This is a genomic window from Salinivibrio sp. IB643 (assembly GCF_001996105.1).
In the GTDB taxonomy this organism is placed as follows: Bacteria; Pseudomonadota; Gammaproteobacteria; order Enterobacterales; family Vibrionaceae; genus Salinivibrio; species Salinivibrio costicola.
This window is the reverse complement of record NZ_MUFF01000002.1, coordinates 71,780-88,326: the sequence shown is the minus strand read 5'-3', so window position 1 is coordinate 88,326 and position 16,547 is coordinate 71,780. Positions and strand designations below refer to the sequence as shown.

The following is a 16,547-nucleotide window of genomic DNA, read 5'->3' as shown; positions in this document are numbered from 1 at the left end:
CCTCAAACACACTTATTGTTCGACGCGTTGGAAAAACAGCGTCACTTTGCCCACTTCAATGCCCCATTTTCGCATCGAGGTCACGTTAAAGAGATGATCATCATCTTGACGAAACATCCAGTCATCAAAGTGGAACTGGTATTCACTCTCGCCAACAGGCACCACTAAATCATAGCGCCAATTCAGGGCATTACCCGCAACGACACCCCTTGCCTCGCCGACGATATCGCCAGCCGTCCCCGTATAAGTACCATCTTGATGACGCGTAATCGTCCACACGCGCGTTTGGGTTTCTCCGTCCGCATAGATAAACGATTCATCCAATGTGAGCGTGTCACCGTCGACCGTTCCCTCAATATCCACTTCGAAGCGGCGGGTTTGCTCTCCTGTAAAGTCTTGGACCATGCCCCACGCTTTGGTATGTCCATCAAAATACTCGAACATGTTGAATGCCGGCTCAYGATCTTGATAATCATCGATATCCGCCGAACAAGCAGCAAGCATGATAACGCTTGCAAGGGTAAGGCATGCCCGGTTAAAACTGCGGGTCCACTTTGTCATGATGCTTCTCCTAATAATGCGCGCCGATGATCGGGGTACTCTGTGTTTTCTGATAACCAGATAGCTAAAAAAGCGTCGGCTAGATCTGTGTCATCGATCACTAATGTGGTGCGCCAATCTTGCCCTTGAGATTGATAATGGAAAACGCCTTTGTCCTTGTAGCGAACAAACGCAAGTCGATCGTCTTCGGCAATATCGCCCCACGCATCATTAAGCGCAGTTTGCCAGCGTTCACGTTGTGAAGCCGAATAACCTAAATGCGCCCATTGGTCGTTAGTGGCTTTCATCAAGCGCTCGTCGCTAATATCACGGGCATACGTGATCACCAGAGCATGAGGTAATGGTGGTTCGTAATCGCCTGATGGCGTGCGTAATGACGATTGATAAATCGTCCACCAGCCCCAAGTTAAGGTCGCTTCCCCCACTTCGGGCCATTGCTGCCAGGCCATCGAGCCGCCGGTCGTTGGCTGCTCAGCTTGCACGGAAGTTGCCATGGTGAGAATGAGGCTGGCGAGAAGTGCTTTCCATCCTGTCATTGTTGTCCCCTTGTTGCCGCCATTCGCGCCTCTACTTTGTTTTGTAACCAACGCATTAAGGCAACGAATAACACACTGTATATCGCCCAAACGCCGAGTAATACCACGCCCGTTATCCAAAAGGATTGCGGGAATGATAATGCACCGAGTCGCTCTCCCGCGAGATAACTGCTTGCTCCCCCCACACTGCCAATGCATGTGATCAACCAAATTGGCCGAGCGAGCAAGAGTTCACGCATCAGCCACGCAAAGGCGCAAAAACCCAACCAAAGTAAAATAAGCCAAGAAGGCATGATCAGTGAGCCGGTGTCGACAGCCAACCACTGCGTATACAGCATCACACTGTCACCAATGATGCCTAATGGGGCAAGGGTTAAGATCCCAGCGATCACGGTACGATCATAAGCGATCGCAACCAGTAACATCGCTCCCATCAACCATTGTAAACTCGGCGGCCCGATAGCCGCCGAAAACCAGTACACGTTGAACAATAAAGAGATCAACACAAAACGCATTATTTAGGCCTCTCGCCAAGCCGGACGACTAAGCAACAGCTGGACTGCACTAATGGTTCGCTCTCTGAAGCCGCCTTCGCAATAGCAAAAATAAAAACGCCACAGGCGCGCAAAACGCTCGTCGTATCCGTATTCCCGCAAGGTCTCTGCTTGTTGATTAAACCGAGTATGCCAATCTGCTAGCGTTTGCGCGTAATCCAAACCAATGTCTTTTAAATCCCGCATCACAAAGTCCGTTTGGGCGGTGAAGTGATCAAGTAACACGTTTACCGAGGGCAAAAACCCTCCCGGGAAAATGTGCTTTTGAATAAAATCGACATTGCGACTGTAATGGTCATAACGTTGATCCGCTATTGTGATCGCTTGAATCGCCATTAAACCATTCGGTTTGAGTAGTGACTGACACTTTCGCACAAAGGTATCTAGGTATTCTTTGCCTACCGCTTCAATCATCTCTATCGAGACGAGTTTGTCGTACTCGCCGGTCAGATCGCGGTAATCCTCTTTAAGCAATGTGATCTGATTATCTAACCCCTCTCGTGCAATACACGCCTGCGCCCAAGCATGCTGTTCTTCCGAGATGGTGGTGGTAGTAACGCGACAGCCGTAATGCTTTGCGGCATAGATCGCCATGCCCCCCCAACCTGTGCCAATTTCGATCAGGTGATCATCAGGCGTTAGCGACAGTTGTCGGCAGAGACGATCCATTTTTTCGATTTGCGCGGCTTCTAGTGAGGCTTCCTTTTCCGGATAAATCCCACTGGAATACAGCATTTGATCATCGAGAAAGTGGCGATACAGATCGTTGCCAAGATCATAATGCGCGGCAATATTGCGGCGTGCTGTGTCTTTCTCGTTACGATTGCGCCAATGTGCCAGTTTATGACCGAGGCTCACCAACCAACCCGTGTGCTTTTCTATCCGATCAATCGCCGGCAAATTACGAGCAAAGACCCGAATCACGTCAGTTAGACTGGGCGATTCCCACCAGCCTTCAATATAAGCTTCGGCGGCTGCAATACTGCCACCGGTCAAAATCCGAGTATAAAAACGTGGATCATGGACTAAGACTGATGCATGTAATTGTGCCTGAGGATCTCCGCACTGCAAGGTCTGACCCTGCTCATCAACGAGCGAAATGGAAGCATCTTTGACGTGTGCCATTAACGTATAAACCAACTGCTTCGCGTAATGCTCTTTACGCGTCAATGTGCGTTGACTTTGAGGTACGTCCGTTACAGACATAATTACTCCTTCTTCGCACCCGGGTGCGGATAAAACGGTGCGCCCTTTATCCAAAGTTTGAGCGCTTGCCAATAAATACCAATGAGAACTTTTACTGTCTCTACCGGTGTCCGGATCAATAACTTACCCAATGTTTTTGAGGTAAAAGGCCGTCGTTGTAGGCCAAGTGTCGCGTCAAACTCCTTGGCTTCGCGGTGCGCTTCAAGATGCAAGTGCACGCGCTCGCGGGGCGGACGAAGACGCCAATGATAGCGTTGTTCTATTGGATTGAACGGCGACACATGAAACGCTTTATCATTTTCCCAACGCGTACCGGCCGGAACCGCGTAATAGTGGCGTTCGCCCCAAGGGGTGTTACTGACTTCTGCAAGCACGTAGCGCCAGTTATTGTCGTGATCATAGACGTAGTAAAAATTCGCCGGACTAAAATACACGCCGAGATAACGCAGCTGACACAGCGCATAAACTTTTCCTTCTATGCGCTCGCCCGTGAGTGTGTATACCTTGTCAAGACACGCCGCTTTGGTATCTTCTCGCCCATCTAAATAGTCTCGATAATCAAAGGCCGCCCAGCCCCATTTACCCAGCCGGAACCCCGTAACCTGTGACGACAGTAATGCCAGTTCGTCTAGGTCAATCAACGGCATAAAAACAGGATACGTGAACGTATGTTTGATCGGTGTATAGCGCCGATGCCGGACCTGGCCGACATACAAACCGCTATTCAAAGTTACAACCGACTCAGTCACGAATTGATGCCCTCCACCACGTCAAGTGCACTTTTAACGCCATCTTCATGAAAACCGTTATACCAATACGCGCCACAGAACCAGCTTTGCTGTTGGCCATTAATCTGATGACGCTTTTGCTGTGCTGCGACGCTCTCGGTATTAAACACTGGGTGTGCATACACAAAACGACGTAAAATCTTACTGGGTTCTATTCTGTGTGTTTGATTGAGCGTGACACAAAACGTCTCAGGCGACTGAATTGATTGCAATATATTCATATTGTAGGTCAAAGCTGCCGGATCCGTGTCTATTTCTTCTGACAAGGGCAAATGATAATTCCAGCTCGCCCATGCACCTTGTCGCTTAGGTAATAGAGAGGTGTCCGTATGTAGCACCACTTCATTATCTTGATAAGGGATGGCGCCGAGAACGTCACGCTCTGCATCACTGGGATCGGCTAACATAGCAAGCGCTTGATCGCTATGACACGCGAATACCACCTGATCAAACACCTGCTCGCCCTTATCCGTAGTGACATAGACCGCGCCTTGATCACGTCGAACCTGTTTTACCGGCGTATTGAGATGAATTTTATCGGCAAAAGCCGGTGTCAGTTTTTTCACGTATTCGCGTGAACCACCTGGTATCACATACCACTGCGGTCGATTCGTTACATCTAACAAACCATGATTTTGGAAAAACCGTAGGAAAAAGGCTAATGGAAATCCACGCATATCCGACAGCGTTGACGACCAAATGGCCGCCCCCATCGGTAAGATATAGTTTTGACAAAAATAATCACTGAACCCATGTTGGTTAAGGAAATCCCCTAAGGTATTCAATGATGAAGACGAGGCGCTATCTTTCGCTGCGTACGCGTCACGTGCGAGACGATTAAAGCGCATGATTTCGGCCAGAAAGCGATAAAAACGTACATTAACGATATTGCGTTTTTGCGCAAACAACGACGACAAGCTGTGGCCGTTATATTCTAAGCCATTTGCATCGTTGCGCACACTAAAACTCATTTGTGAAGGCTGACGTCCAACCCCGATGTCATTGAGCAAGCGCTCATAATTTGGATAAGTTCTGTCATTAAAGACGATAAAGCCGGTATCAATCGCGTATTGACCACTTTCGACCTCAATATCAACGGTCGCCGTGTGACCACCGAGGTAGTCATTCGCTTCAAATAACTGAATATCATGTTGTTTGTTAAGGTAATGGGCGCACGTTAACCCGGCAATGCCCGAACCAATAATGGCAATTTTCATGGTTTAGTTCCTTGTCATACGTCGAGCAAGGGCTATCTGCCAAGACATAGGCAGTAGCGCTAAAAATTTAAGAATAAACGTGAATTTTCGTGGGAAATGCACTTCTGTCTTGCCTTTGGCTAATCCAGACTGGATCGCTGCTGAGGCTTGTTTGACACTGACTCGCATCGGCATAGCAAAGTCATTTTTGTCCGTGAGCGGGGTTTCCACGAAACCAGGAGAAATAAGTGACACTGTCACTCCTTGCTGAGCAAGATCGGCGGATAACGTATTGGCGATATAGCTGATCGCCGCTTTGGAGGCGCCATAAGCTTCTGCTCGGGGTAGCGGCATGTAACTGGCAGAGGAACCCACGATCGCAAGATGGGTCGCATCACTAAAACCCGCTTGTAATGCTTCAATACAATTGAGCACACCAAAGACATTGATATCAAACACGCGCTTAAACAACGATACATCGACCCGACCTTGATCGATATATTCGCAGGTTCCCGCGTTTAAAATGATCAAATCTGGCACCACACTGAGGCGACCCAATGCTTGATGTGTTTGTTCACTGTCGGTCGCGTCAAACGCCAAGGGGGTGAGAGAGGCATGATCCTTTGCCATTGCAGCCAGTTTGTCTTGATTGCGCCCACACGCGGTGACTTGCCAGCCTTGTCGCGCATAATCTCGAGCCAACTGTTCGCCAATGCCTGAGGTGGCGCCTGTGATCACGACGTGTTTCATTGTCCTAACCTCGTTTTAATCTGTTTCAGTAAGCGCCCGAGAACAGGTAATGCTTCATACAGCATTTCGCCCATGTCAAAGTAGTCACGATGACGGATGATTTTGCCCTCGCTAAAGCGCAAGTGAGAGCAACCTTGAACCTGACGCGCTTTGCCTTTTTCTAACTTTGGATGCGAGAGTGTCATGGTCCAGGTGACAAATGCGTCATCGTCTTCGATCGTGGTGTGATGAATAACAAATTGACAGTCAGTAACATTCTCATAAAGCACAGTAAAATACTGAATGAAGGCTGCTAGTCCGACAATCTCATGTGCCGGGTCACGAAACACGATCTCTGGATGATAAAGAGTTTCTAATGACGTTAAGTTACGTTTGTTTAATGCCTTATAAATAGACACAAACTGCTTCACTCCGGCTTGTGTTTCATGATGTGCCATTAAAACGACTCCTGAGGCTGGTTTTTAGCCGCTTCAAATAAGGCTAACGCTTTCTTTCTTTGTTTAGCGTGATCAACCACAGGTCGTGGATAATCTATTGATTGAGCATACTTTTCTGCCCATTGCCAGGGTTGATGAACATGCTTGCCAGGCACCGATTTTAAAGCCGGAATCCAGCGGCGGATAAAACGGCCATCACTATCAAACCGCTCTCCTTGTGTTGTTGGGTTAAAAATCCGGAAGTAAGGCTGCGCATCGGTGCCGACAGATGCCGACCACTGCCAACCGCCATTGTTTGATGCAAAGTCGCCGTCAATCAGTTTGGACATAAAATAGTCTTCGCCCCAGCGCCAGTCGATCAACAAATCTTTGGTTAAAAAGCTCGCCACGATCATTCGTAAGCGGTTGTGCATCCAGCCGGTTTGATTCAGTTGCTGCATGGCGGCATCGACAATCGGATAACCCGTTTTTCCGTTTTTCCACGCCTCAAACAAGGTTGAGTCGTTTTCCCAAACCACCGACTCTCCCCAGCTTAAAAAACACTGCCGCTTGCTAATTGCAGGGTTCTGCGCGCTGACTTCTTGATAAAAATCTCGCCAAATAAGCTCAGACAACCAGGTAGCAGCGCCGGTATCGGGCTCACGCCAATCGCCGTTTTCCGCCTGAAGTCGGGCTAAGCATTGTCGTGGTGACAAGGCGCCGATGGCGAGATAAGGGGAAAGCTGACTGGTGCCATCCATCGCAGGAAAGTCACGGTACTTTTTGTAATCTGCCGCTCGCTCGCGACAGTATTCGCGCAAACAATCAAGGATCCCTTTTTCGTCACTCGCCCACGCAGAGACATCTACGCTTGGGTAGACAAACTCAATCGGGGCGAGTTGAGAAAAGATGTCTCTCACCACAGATGTTTCTTCTCGCACAGACGGCGCTCTACGGGGCGATAAATCCAAGTTATCAAGCGCGCGCAAGCACGCTTTCTTAAACGGGGTAAACACTTTGTATGCTTCTCCCTTGCCTGACTTTATCGTTCCAGGGGCAAATAAATTGCGATCGGCATAGGTATGCCAAGCAATCCCTCGGGCGGCTAAATCAGCCTGCACGCGTTCATCTCGTTTGACTTCATTGAGCTCGTACTCATGATTGGCGAATACCGCTTGTGCATCTGTTTGTGTGGCATACTCTGCCACTGTACGCGCCGCCTCAGTAAAATCATTCGCCCGTTCAACCACTAATGGGATGTTGAGTGCTTTTAGCTCCTCACGCAGCGCTTCGAGCCGTGCTTGAATAAGTCCGGCTTGTGTGGGTGCAAGCTGGTGCTCAGCCCACTGCTGTGGTGTTTCGATAAAAATCCCGACAACAGGGCTAGATGACGCACTCGCGGCACTCAACGCCAAGTTGTCTAACACACGTAAATCGCGCCGAAACCAAACTAGATGCATAACGTCTTGTTCTCCCTCAAATCCTCGAGCTCGTCACCGTGTACGGAGTAAATGAATGCCTGGCTCACCACCTCAATCTCATTTTGCGACAGACAAAGACGTAGTTGGTTAAGCTGCGTACGATCAAGTCGATGGTTTGCCATCACCGCCAGTGTTTTAATTTGCTGCTCGCGCATGACCTCTAAAATCAAACTTAACTGGCTGTGTGCCTGTGAAAGTATAGTGACGTTGTAATTTTTTTCGTGAAGAGCTACCGCCATTAACAAACGTTGATACTCACTGGTTGGGTTGAGCGATACCAACCAACAAGTTGCTCGCGTGTTTCTCTTGGCATTCGCGGCGATCACCGACCGGCACTGTTCAATCACCGTGGTTTGCCAAAGATCACGCTGTAGCATACTGACCGCTCCATCGTGATGACTGAGCCATTGATCGACGGGTGTCATGACATGCTCGACCAACCAGTAAAAGGGATACTCTTTGAAGAGTTGGTCCAAACTTTGGCTAAGGCGCCTCACCGAGAACGTATGAATACAATCGATCAAATCTCGAGCGACACCGTTGTCTTGGACATCGATAGATGCGGACGTTTGCACCAACAAGGGTTTAACCTTGCTAATTGGCACACCTTTGTCTAACCACTGAAGAATGCTCGCAATCGTGCTGACGTCATCGTCACTGTATAAACGGTGGCCTTTTGCGGTTCTTGCTGGTGACAATAAGCCATAACGACGCTGCCAAGCGCGTAAGGTCACAGGATTAACGCCCGTTTGCTCTGCGACCTGACTAATAGTGAGTGTGTGGGATCCCTCACAAGCCATAACGTAACCTCAGTGCGTCGGGGTATGGCTTGAGATAGACTTGATTGGCCAGATAATCGTCGGGATGATTATGTAAATGATGTGAAATTAAGGTCAAAGGCGCCAGTAATGGCATGGTGCCTTGACGATAGGCGTGGATAAGGTTCGCCAATTCTGCTTTTTGGCCTTTATCGAGATTATTTTTAAAATAACCTTGTAGATGCATTAGCACATTGGTGTGCTTTTTACGGGTAGCGCGAATGGCAATCGCCTGCATAAAAGCGGTCCGATACTGTTCAAAGAATGCATCGATATCGTAATGCCCAATGTTCGCCATAAAACGCCCTAACTCGCGATAACGTTCGGGCGAGTGTGCCATCAACACCAATTTGTATCGGGAATGAAAATCAACTAGAGTTTGTTTAGTGACGCCACCTTCCACACTTTTATAGAGATCATCGAGCGCGAACAAACGGAACACGAAATTCTCTTTTAAGATAGGATCATTAAGGCGACCATCTTCTTCTATCGGTAGCCAAGGCATCTGCGCCATCAGTGCTTGCGTGTACAAGCCAACCCCTGAAATATCAGAGGCGTAGCCATTTTCGCGATACACTTTGACCCGCTCCATGCCACACGTTGGTGACTTTGCGCAGACGATGTATCCGCGGAGTGCTTTGTGTTCCAGCTCTTCCGCTTTACGCTCACTAAACGCGATCATTTTATCCGTGTAGTCTTTTTGTTGATCCTTGGTTTCAACAAGCTTTACAGAGAGATCGCCTTTATCGACCAGCCTAATCGCCGGACGGGGAACAGGAAGACCAATCCCCACTTCAGGGCACACGGGCACGAAATCCACATAAGGACCTAACTCTTTCGTGACGAATGTGCTGCGCTTATGGCCACTGTCAAAGCGGACTTTTTCACCGATCACACAGGCGCTTACACCAACTGGAAACGACATGCCTTACCTCTACACTCACTGTGCGACGGGTGCCGCACTTGTACATTTGTATTACCTTGTACAAGTAAAGGTAGAGGATAGATCAAAATTGTACAATTTTTTTTATTTGTACAATTTAAGAGAATCAAAGCGACGTGCTATTGCTGAAGGCATAACGCTTCTTTACGTTCCTTAGGCCACTGTTTAATTTCCCATTCGCGTTGCATCGCAGCCCGTTTTTCCATGGGCTCTGAATACCACGCCAATAATAGTGGACCTTTACCTCGCAATGCTCGGGCGCCTTTTCCGGCTGAATGCTGTGCGAAACGACGAGAAACGTTAGTGGTAACACCGCAATACAAGTGGCCTTGACGCGTTCGAATCAAATACACAAACCAAGGCGTGTCCATGCTCAATTACTGCCCCAACAGTGTACCTAGCAGTTGACGTAGCTCTGATACCTCTTGCTCGAGTGCCGTGACACGTTGAGAAAGGGAGACGTTATCAGACGCGCCAACCGCTTCTGATTCATCCTCTGAATGCATCAACGAATCAATCGACGCATCGGTAAACAAATGCCTGTACCGTGATTCTCGCTTACCCGCTTCACGGGGTAATTTTTGCACCCACTGTTGCTCAACCATGCTTGCCAGTGTTGCTTCGACGTCCGCCATGTCATCAAAGGCGCACAAACGTTGCGTTCGAGTTCTTAGCTCTCCGGGTGTTTGCGCGCCACGCAGTAACAGTACACAAATAATGGCTTTTTGCTGTTCACTAAACGTCAAGTCACCAAATGGCGTGTTACAAAACCGATGCTGGTATTTTGTCACACGACTTCCGCTCCCCTCTTGCGGGCTGACAAGCCTTGCTTCTTCCAACTGATGGATAACATCCAGCACGTCTGAGTCCAACATATCGTAAACAGGATCGCGATTGCTTTTCTGATTCACTGCGGTGGTCAGCGCATTTAAAGTCAGCGGATAGTGATCTGGCGTCGTGACTTCTTTTTCAAGCAAGCAGCCAATAACACGCTGTTGGTATGGGGAAAGCTGTATTGACATAGTAGATATGGACATAGTTGATGTCTCTATTCGGCTAAATGATTGGCTTTATATCAATTGACGGTGATGCAAGCAATCGCTGTTCACTGCCTTAGGGAACACACTATCCATTCAGCAACCCCGAATACTGGTAGCGGGATCACACCTTTATCGCGCGCTTATCCGCCGATCATCCTCCATCAAAGCGTGGCTAATGGTATACTTTGACGAAATGAAGTATGTGGAGAGCACGACATGGGCCTGTTTAGTTCAAAATCTCATCCAAATCATGGGTTATCTATCATTGCCAAAAACTGCAAAGTGGTGGGTGATATCGATCTTGAAGGTGACATTCAAATTGATGGGTTTGGAGAGGGAAATATTACTCAAGCCAATGCTGTTGTTATTTCTGCTTCTGGCCATTTTCGCGGTACCATTCACGCTAAACATATCACTATCAATGGGTTAATCGAAGGTCAGTGTGATGCCGATGCCATCGATATCCTTTCACAAGGAAAAATGAAAGGCGTACTTAACACCGAACAATTAACCATTGAAAAAGGCGGCCTACTCGCCGGCGAAAACCGAGCTACCTTGTTAACGGATACCGTTGTCCCACTGCCTGAACAGAATCGTGCCGAGACCAAACAGGATCCGGACGCGCACCACGCCGATCATAAAACACGCTCTTCCTCATCTAAAAAATCATAAGGAGAATCGGTGTATGTCTGATACCGATGCAAACCCAACACAGGTCAGTTTTGAAAGCTTCTCCCCAGAGCTACAGTGCGTGATTCGCTATGAGCAAGCACCTGAGGCCATGTACGCAATGATCGCATCTGTCCATGATGCTTCTAGTTCAAGTGTCAAAGAAGCGTGGGAAATACTGCCTACCAGCGCACAAAATATTCTCGATAACTATGACCAATTTCATGCGCTCGTTGCGATTAGCCAAAGTTATGCAGGTATCGATGCGCTGAGCGAGCTCGAGAAAGTCGACTTAAGTGATATGTCTGACGAGGCGAAAGAAAACTACAAAGCCCAAGTACTCGACGATGTACTTAGCTCTTGTGTCAAAGATTTAGCTAAACAGCTTAAACAAGCACGCTTAAAGCCGGGCTTGAAACGCGAATTCCAAGCGATTTTTCAAAAATAAAGAGATAGAGACGGCTAGCCGCTAACCTTGGTCGTTAAGAGTAAGCCCCCAAACGCTGGGGGCTTTTTTTTATCGACGAACATTTTTCCTCGGCGAACAAGCCAATTAGGCAGACTCACTGAGACGAGCCGTTTTTTCTCGACGTGCTCGAACAGCCGCCGCCAGCTGGTGTAGCGCCTTCTCGGTATCATCCCAACCAATGCAGCCGTCTGTAATGCTTTGACCATAGGTAAGCGACTGACCATCCGTTAAATCTTGTCGACCTTCGACCAGGTGGCTTTCAATCATCACACCGAAAATCGCCTGATTTCCAGCGGCGATTTGGCCCGCGATATCTTCACAGACGTCTTTTTGTTTTTGATACTGTTTGCTGCTGTTTGCATGACTTAAATCTATCATTACTTTTTGACGCAGTCCCGCGCCCGTCAACGCGCTGCAAATCTGATCCACGTCTCCGGCACTGTAATTTGGCACTTTGCCCCCGCGTAAAATCAAATGGCAGTCCTCATTACCGGCCGTCGCGACAATGGCTGAATGGCCATACTTGGTCACAGACAGAAATTGATGAGGGGCACTGGCAGAGCGAATCGCATCCGTGGCAATTTTTATATTGCCATCCGTTCCATTTTTAAACCCCACCGGACAAGACAGGCCTGACGCTAGCTCACGATGCACCTGAGATTCTGTCGTTCGCGCCCCGATTGCTCCCCAGCTAATCAAATCCGCCATATATTGTGGGGTAATCATATCGAGAAACTCACCCGCTGCAGGTAAGCCAGTATCGGCGATATCGAGGAGCAGTTTGCGCCCTAAGCGTAAGCCATCATTGATTTTAAAACTATTGTCCAAATAAGGGTCATTAATCAGACCTTTCCATCCAACGGTAGTGCGTGGTTTTTCAAAATAAACCCGCATGACAACTTCGAGATCCTCACTTAAAGTTTCACGTAATTGCTTAAGTTGACGTGCGTAGTCTCGCGCGGCATCTGGATCGTGAATCGAGCAAGGACCAACCACAACCACCAAGCGATCATCATCGTCGTTTAACACTCGATGAATCGCCTGACGGGCGTTTACGACGGTCTGCTCTGCCGCCTCTGTTGCGGGGAACTTTTCCAATACAGCAATCGGCGGAAGAAGTTCTTTTATTTGCTGGATTCTTACGTCATCCGTTGGGTGTACACTCATGGGCTTGTCCTGTGTTTGCTTTTATCGTTTACGCGCTAATGCGGCCACTGATGGGCTTACGTTCTTATGGTTACACGTCTACGCTAACCTGACATCTCTGCGTGTGCAAATATTTTTTTACAGAGAAAATAGTCACCAATGCTTTAAAAAAATTGACAGGGAGAAATAGGTAGTATTTCCGTTGCGGTGCACGACAAGAGAATTCCCACTGCAAACACGACGTCGTTATTGCACTTGTCATACAGAAGCTATTACACTGATCATTAAATATAAAAGGAGTAAATGACGTGATCACACGCCTAACCACTAGCGCACTCTTGGCGATATGCCTTTGGGTTCCAACCGCCCAGGCGACCAACTTTGACTATAACCATATTCAAGTCAATGCATTAGGCAACCCTAGTGGGCTGGGTGTTTTAGCACGTTTTGCGTTTACCGAAGGGGCGCATTTTGTCGTCAAAGGGAATTCGCAATTTGAAGGGGACTGGTATACCTCTGGCGGGGTTGGTTTTCATGCTCCTATTAACGAATTTGTTGATTTATATGGTGAACTTGAAGGTGCGTGGTTTAGACGCCCAGAGGATGACAGGCATGATGCCGGCGATTTGGAGACGGTCATCGGTGGTGGTATGCGAGCCTGGATCGCACCGCCCTTTGAGGCAAATCTTTATGTCGGTTCGATTATTTTTGACCAAGACGATAGCACCAGCCTTGTCGAAATTGGTGGTCGTTTTCACTCAACAGAAACGTTATCTCTCGGCGCGACCTGGCGTGCTAATGGTTTAGAGCAAAACCGCTTGATTTTCTCAGTCAGATACCTGTATTAATAGCCTGTGATTCGTTGCTCTTCTTCTACAGCGTGATCATACCAGTGTGATCTTCTCTCGCTGGTGAAAATTTTAATCTAAGCTAAATTAAACGTAGAGACGTACCACTCTTGTAAAAAGTGGTCGTCTTTAGTGCGTGGTGTAACACTCACGTCTGACGCTCGTCGTCATTGTACGTGAGGACTGTCGGAGGGTATAACGATGGTGATGACTCAGCGTATTGGTGAATTTGAGAGAAAAATACAAGAGGCCTATCAAGAAGGTAACATTGAAACGGCTCACCGCTTAGAGGAGCAGGTCGCGTTATTGCGGCGGCGTAAGCTAAAACCTGCTGCTGATTTTAAAGCGGCCAGTCAGGTAGAAGACTTTCACGATGTTTCTGACGGGGATTACTACGATAGCTAACACATCACCATAGAAGCGTCCAAAAATCACATTCTCATAAAAATGTATTATAGGTAAAAGCCTTCTCCAAAGGAGAAGGCTTTTTTTATTTGCTGCCTAAAACATGTGTTTAAAAAGGACGACTACAGCAAATTATTGTGCGGCACGCTCACGACGAACGATCCATGCCGCGGCAGTAATAAAGGCAACGACCAGTGCAGTTTCCACAGCAACACCCCAGTTTCATTGATAATTAAAAGACAAAAACTCAAGTTGCCAGCCACTCAAATCGTCTGAAGAATGAGCGACTACCAACAGATGCGCCTAGTTTACGACTCAATGAGCTAAAAATCAGCTATAAAATCGATCTAACGCAAAGAAAAGCGCTTTTTTTGGCAAAATCGACACTTCGAAAAATAAAGTTTCATCAACTCACAAAGTTAAACGTGACAATGCGCAGTTTTAGCTAGGGGTTTATTGTAAAAATCGCTGAGCTAGCTGATTGAGAAAAGCACGAATGGTGATAAAAGATTATTAGGCTCGTGCACTCCGCTGCACCAGGGGGGTACAGCGGACAGTCACGACAAAAGATAGACGTATTGTGGCGTTAGGATTCAGGTTTTGTTTTCTTTTTTGCTAACGGCACATCGCCGACAGGCACATTGTTGTAAAAGCTCTTATCTCGTTTTTTCGGGGCTTTAGGCTGCTTTTTAACCGGTGTTTTCTGGCGTTTTGCTGGCCCAGGCGATTTTTTATTAGGGACTTTTTTCTCTTTAAAGCCTTTAAATTTACCCTCTAGGCCTTCTATTGCCGTAAACTCAAGCTTTTGTTGCAAGAAGCCTTCAATATTTTTAAAGCTTCGCCAGTCTTTCGGCCCAACCAGTGAGTAAGACAGGCCTTGGTGCCCTGCCCGACCAGTCCGTCCCACGCGATGCACATATTCCTCAGCGTGTTTTGGCATATCAAAATTAATGACCAAAGACACATTCAACAAATCTAAGCCGCGTGACGCAACATCAGTAGTGACCAACACGTCATGAAAGCCGCGCTCAAACTCATTCATAATACGACTACGTGATGCTTGGTTTAGCTCACCACTCAACGCAATCGCTTTATACCCTGCCTGTGTAAATCGCTCAGCCAATCGTTCCGTGTCTGCGCGAGTGGCAGTAAAGATCATGACTTGCTTGTGCACGTTGGCTTTCATCAAGTGCTCAAGCAAAGCCTGCTTATGATCCAAGTGATCACACAGTACAAAATGCTGCTCAATATCGCTGTGCAGTCTTTCCGCTTCACCAACCGCGACTCGCTTAGGAGACTTTAGCATACCGGCTGCAATTTCGGTCACTTGCTGATGATCTAACGTTGCAGAGAACATCAATGTCTGGCGCAACCTATGCTCAGCATGCGCATTCACGCTATCTAATTGTTCTTTAAAGCCAAGATCGAGCATGCGATCCGCTTCGTCTAAGATCAACATCTCTAAACCAGATAAAGACACGTTGCGCTGTTTCAAATGATCGGCGAGTCGGCCAGGTGTAGCCACCACAAAAGTTGGCGACTGACGAAAAACCTTTGCTTGTTCATTGAAGTTTTCGCCACCCAGAACGAGGGCCGCTTTATGAGTCGTGCCACTGGTCAGCATCCGCAACTGGCCATAAACTTGTTTGGCCAATTCGCGAGTCGGTGCCAATATTAACACGCGTGGATCACGACGACTGAGAGGTTTAGAACGCAAAACACGCTGCATCGCAGGCAGCAAAAACGCCAGTGTTTTTCCCGAGCCCGTTTTCGATGACGCCAGCAAATCTTTTCCTGCCATCACAACAGGAATTGCCTGACGTTGAATATCAGTTGGCTGTTCAAATCCACGGTGGGCAATGAGCGACAGTAAGCGTCTATCGAGTCCCAAATCGTCAAATTGCAAGGTATCACTCCAAAGGTAAATCAAAAGCAAAAGGCGCACACGCGCCATTTAAGGCGGCGAATGCTATCATACTTTACGCAAAAACACCGCACCAAAAATTTTGATACTCCAATATCCAGACGCTGTGATTACATGCATGTCTGTCTACGCTATCTGCGAAAAAAAAGCATCAGCCCGCAAGTTTGTTAACAAAATGTTGACGTACAAATAAACATCAATGTAGCGTTACAGGTAAGACCAGATAACAAGGAGTGTCTATGTTCTCGTCTCCACTCGCCCGTGCGAATCAGCATCTATCACTATTCGGTTTCCTAAAAGTCCCAATGATTGGCTGGTGCCGCCCCAAGATCCTTTCGATCGACGATAAGCATGTCACGATGAAAATTCCGTTAGGTCGGCGCACCAAAAATCATTTAAACAGTATGTATTTTGGTGCTTTAGCCGTAGGGGCCGATGTGGCGGGCGGCTTTCTAGCGATGGCGATGGCAGAGCAGCGCGGCGTGAAGATTAGCCTTGCGTTTAAATCGGTACAGGCCGATTTCCACAAACGTCCCGAAGGGGATGTCATTTTCACCTGCCAAGATGGCGAAAAAATCAGTGCTATGATTGGCAATGCCATAGAGACAGGTGAACGCATCAACCAGCCAGTGACGATTGTCGCAACGTGTCCAAGCTTACATGGTGATGAAGCAATGGCAACCTTTGAGCTTACGTTATCAGTAAAATACATCACTGGTTAGCGCGTCCGCTTAACCGTGACAGCCTCGGCAACGCAGAAAAAAGCCAGATTATCGGTCAGTAGATAATCTGGCTTT

The 16,547-nt window shown here is 47.8% G+C and carries 20 protein-coding genes; 5 read left to right on the top strand and 15 right to left on the bottom strand.

The genetic code is table 11. The features are described 5' to 3' along the window. Nucleotides 1-12: 12 nt before the first annotated feature. From BZG77_RS01375 to BZG77_RS01315, 13 genes are all read right to left on the bottom strand, one after another. On the bottom strand, nucleotides 13-561 hold the full coding sequence (locus tag BZG77_RS01375; protein WP_077645901.1) for a DUF3833 domain-containing protein: 549 nt from the start codon (nucleotides 559-561) through the stop codon (nucleotides 13-15). After that, nucleotides 558-1,097 (bottom strand): chalcone isomerase family protein, encoded by a 540-nt coding sequence (locus BZG77_RS01370; RefSeq protein WP_241844084.1) that lies wholly within the window; start codon nucleotides 1,095-1,097, stop codon nucleotides 558-560. The genes BZG77_RS01375 and BZG77_RS01370 overlap by 4 nt, the downstream gene beginning before the upstream one ends. Further along, nucleotides 1,094-1,612 (bottom strand): DUF2878 domain-containing protein, encoded by a 519-nt coding sequence (locus BZG77_RS01365; RefSeq protein WP_077645900.1) that lies wholly within the window; start codon nucleotides 1,610-1,612, stop codon nucleotides 1,094-1,096. Before BZG77_RS01365 ends, BZG77_RS01370 begins: the two co-directional genes overlap by 4 nt. Before the next feature lie 3 nt (nucleotides 1,613-1,615). Beyond that, nucleotides 1,616-2,857: an SAM-dependent methyltransferase gene (locus BZG77_RS01360; RefSeq protein WP_077645899.1), complete on the bottom strand. Its 1,242-nt coding sequence runs from the start codon at nucleotides 2,855-2,857 to the stop codon at nucleotides 1,616-1,618. A 2-nt stretch (nucleotides 2,858-2,859) separates the two neighbouring features. Then, nucleotides 2,860-3,606: a DUF1365 domain-containing protein gene (locus BZG77_RS01355; RefSeq protein WP_198532368.1), complete on the bottom strand. Its 747-nt coding sequence runs from the start codon at nucleotides 3,604-3,606 to the stop codon at nucleotides 2,860-2,862. Continuing rightward, nucleotides 3,603-4,862 (bottom strand): NAD(P)/FAD-dependent oxidoreductase, encoded by a 1,260-nt coding sequence (locus BZG77_RS01350; protein ID WP_037367761.1) that lies wholly within the window; start codon nucleotides 4,860-4,862, stop codon nucleotides 3,603-3,605. Before BZG77_RS01350 ends, BZG77_RS01355 begins: the two co-directional genes overlap by 4 nt. 3 nt (nucleotides 4,863-4,865) lie before the next feature. Further along, the gene (locus BZG77_RS01345; protein WP_077645898.1) at nucleotides 4,866-5,591 is read right to left on the bottom strand and encodes an SDR family NAD(P)-dependent oxidoreductase; all 726 of its coding nucleotides are present in this window, start codon (nucleotides 5,589-5,591) and stop codon (nucleotides 4,866-4,868) included. Next, nucleotides 5,588-6,028 (bottom strand): nuclear transport factor 2 family protein, encoded by a 441-nt coding sequence (locus BZG77_RS01340; RefSeq protein WP_077645897.1) that lies wholly within the window; start codon nucleotides 6,026-6,028, stop codon nucleotides 5,588-5,590. Before BZG77_RS01340 ends, BZG77_RS01345 begins: the two co-directional genes overlap by 4 nt. Then, on the bottom strand, nucleotides 6,028-7,467 hold the full coding sequence (gene phrB, locus BZG77_RS01335; protein WP_077645896.1) for a deoxyribodipyrimidine photo-lyase: 1,440 nt from the start codon (nucleotides 7,465-7,467) through the stop codon (nucleotides 6,028-6,030). The genes BZG77_RS01340 and phrB overlap by 1 nt, the downstream gene beginning before the upstream one ends. Further along, complete coding sequence (locus BZG77_RS01330) at nucleotides 7,458-8,288, bottom strand: MerR family transcriptional regulator (RefSeq protein WP_077645895.1); 831 nt, start codon at nucleotides 8,286-8,288, stop codon at nucleotides 7,458-7,460. The genes phrB and BZG77_RS01330 overlap by 10 nt, the downstream gene beginning before the upstream one ends. After that, on the bottom strand, nucleotides 8,278-9,231 hold the full coding sequence (locus BZG77_RS01325) for a YbgA family protein (protein ID WP_077645894.1): 954 nt from the start codon (nucleotides 9,229-9,231) through the stop codon (nucleotides 8,278-8,280). Before BZG77_RS01325 ends, BZG77_RS01330 begins: the two co-directional genes overlap by 11 nt. Nucleotides 9,232-9,368: 137 nt before the next feature. Then, the gene (locus tag BZG77_RS01320) at nucleotides 9,369-9,620 is read right to left on the bottom strand and encodes a GIY-YIG nuclease family protein (RefSeq protein ID WP_077645893.1); all 252 of its coding nucleotides are present in this window, start codon (nucleotides 9,618-9,620) and stop codon (nucleotides 9,369-9,371) included. 6 nt (nucleotides 9,621-9,626) lie between these two features. Further along, nucleotides 9,627-10,271: a YceH family protein gene (locus BZG77_RS01315; protein WP_077645892.1), complete on the bottom strand. Its 645-nt coding sequence runs from the start codon at nucleotides 10,269-10,271 to the stop codon at nucleotides 9,627-9,629. A 234-nt stretch (nucleotides 10,272-10,505) separates the two neighbouring features. On the opposite strand from BZG77_RS01315, the gene BZG77_RS01310 reads away from it, so the two are divergent. Then, nucleotides 10,506-10,961, top strand: a complete 456-nt coding sequence (locus BZG77_RS01310; protein ID WP_077645891.1) for a bactofilin family protein — start codon at nucleotides 10,506-10,508, stop codon at nucleotides 10,959-10,961. 13 nt (nucleotides 10,962-10,974) lie between these two features. Next, nucleotides 10,975-11,406, top strand: a complete 432-nt coding sequence (locus BZG77_RS01305) for a DUF3069 domain-containing protein (protein WP_077645890.1) — start codon at nucleotides 10,975-10,977, stop codon at nucleotides 11,404-11,406. A 105-nt stretch (nucleotides 11,407-11,511) separates the two neighbouring features. On the opposite strand, the gene aroG is transcribed toward BZG77_RS01305, so the two are convergent. After that, a complete protein-coding gene (gene aroG / locus BZG77_RS01300) occupies nucleotides 11,512-12,594 on the bottom strand; it encodes a 3-deoxy-7-phosphoheptulonate synthase AroG (protein ID WP_077645889.1) in 1,083 nt (360 codons plus the stop codon). Between the two features lie 287 nt (nucleotides 12,595-12,881). Here aroG and BZG77_RS01295 point away from each other — a divergent pair, with 287 nt between their 5' ends. Together BZG77_RS01295 and BZG77_RS01290 are read left to right on the top strand one after the other, a co-directional pair. Continuing rightward, nucleotides 12,882-13,421, top strand: a complete 540-nt coding sequence (locus tag BZG77_RS01295; protein WP_077645888.1) for a hypothetical protein — start codon at nucleotides 12,882-12,884, stop codon at nucleotides 13,419-13,421. A gap of 207 nt (nucleotides 13,422-13,628) precedes the next feature. Continuing rightward, nucleotides 13,629-13,826: a hypothetical protein gene (locus BZG77_RS01290; RefSeq protein WP_128080777.1), complete on the top strand. Its 198-nt coding sequence runs from the start codon at nucleotides 13,629-13,631 to the stop codon at nucleotides 13,824-13,826. A gap of 586 nt (nucleotides 13,827-14,412) precedes the next feature. Here BZG77_RS01290 and BZG77_RS01285 read toward each other — a convergent pair. Further along, nucleotides 14,413-15,732, bottom strand: a complete 1,320-nt coding sequence (locus tag BZG77_RS01285; protein ID WP_077645945.1) for a DEAD/DEAH box helicase — start codon at nucleotides 15,730-15,732, stop codon at nucleotides 14,413-14,415. A gap of 257 nt (nucleotides 15,733-15,989) precedes the next feature. Between BZG77_RS01285 and BZG77_RS01280 the strand changes: the two genes are divergently transcribed. After that, nucleotides 15,990-16,472, top strand: coding sequence for a PaaI family thioesterase (locus BZG77_RS01280; RefSeq protein WP_077645887.1), 483 nt, complete (start codon nucleotides 15,990-15,992; stop codon nucleotides 16,470-16,472). Nucleotides 16,473-16,547 lie beyond the last annotated feature (75 nt).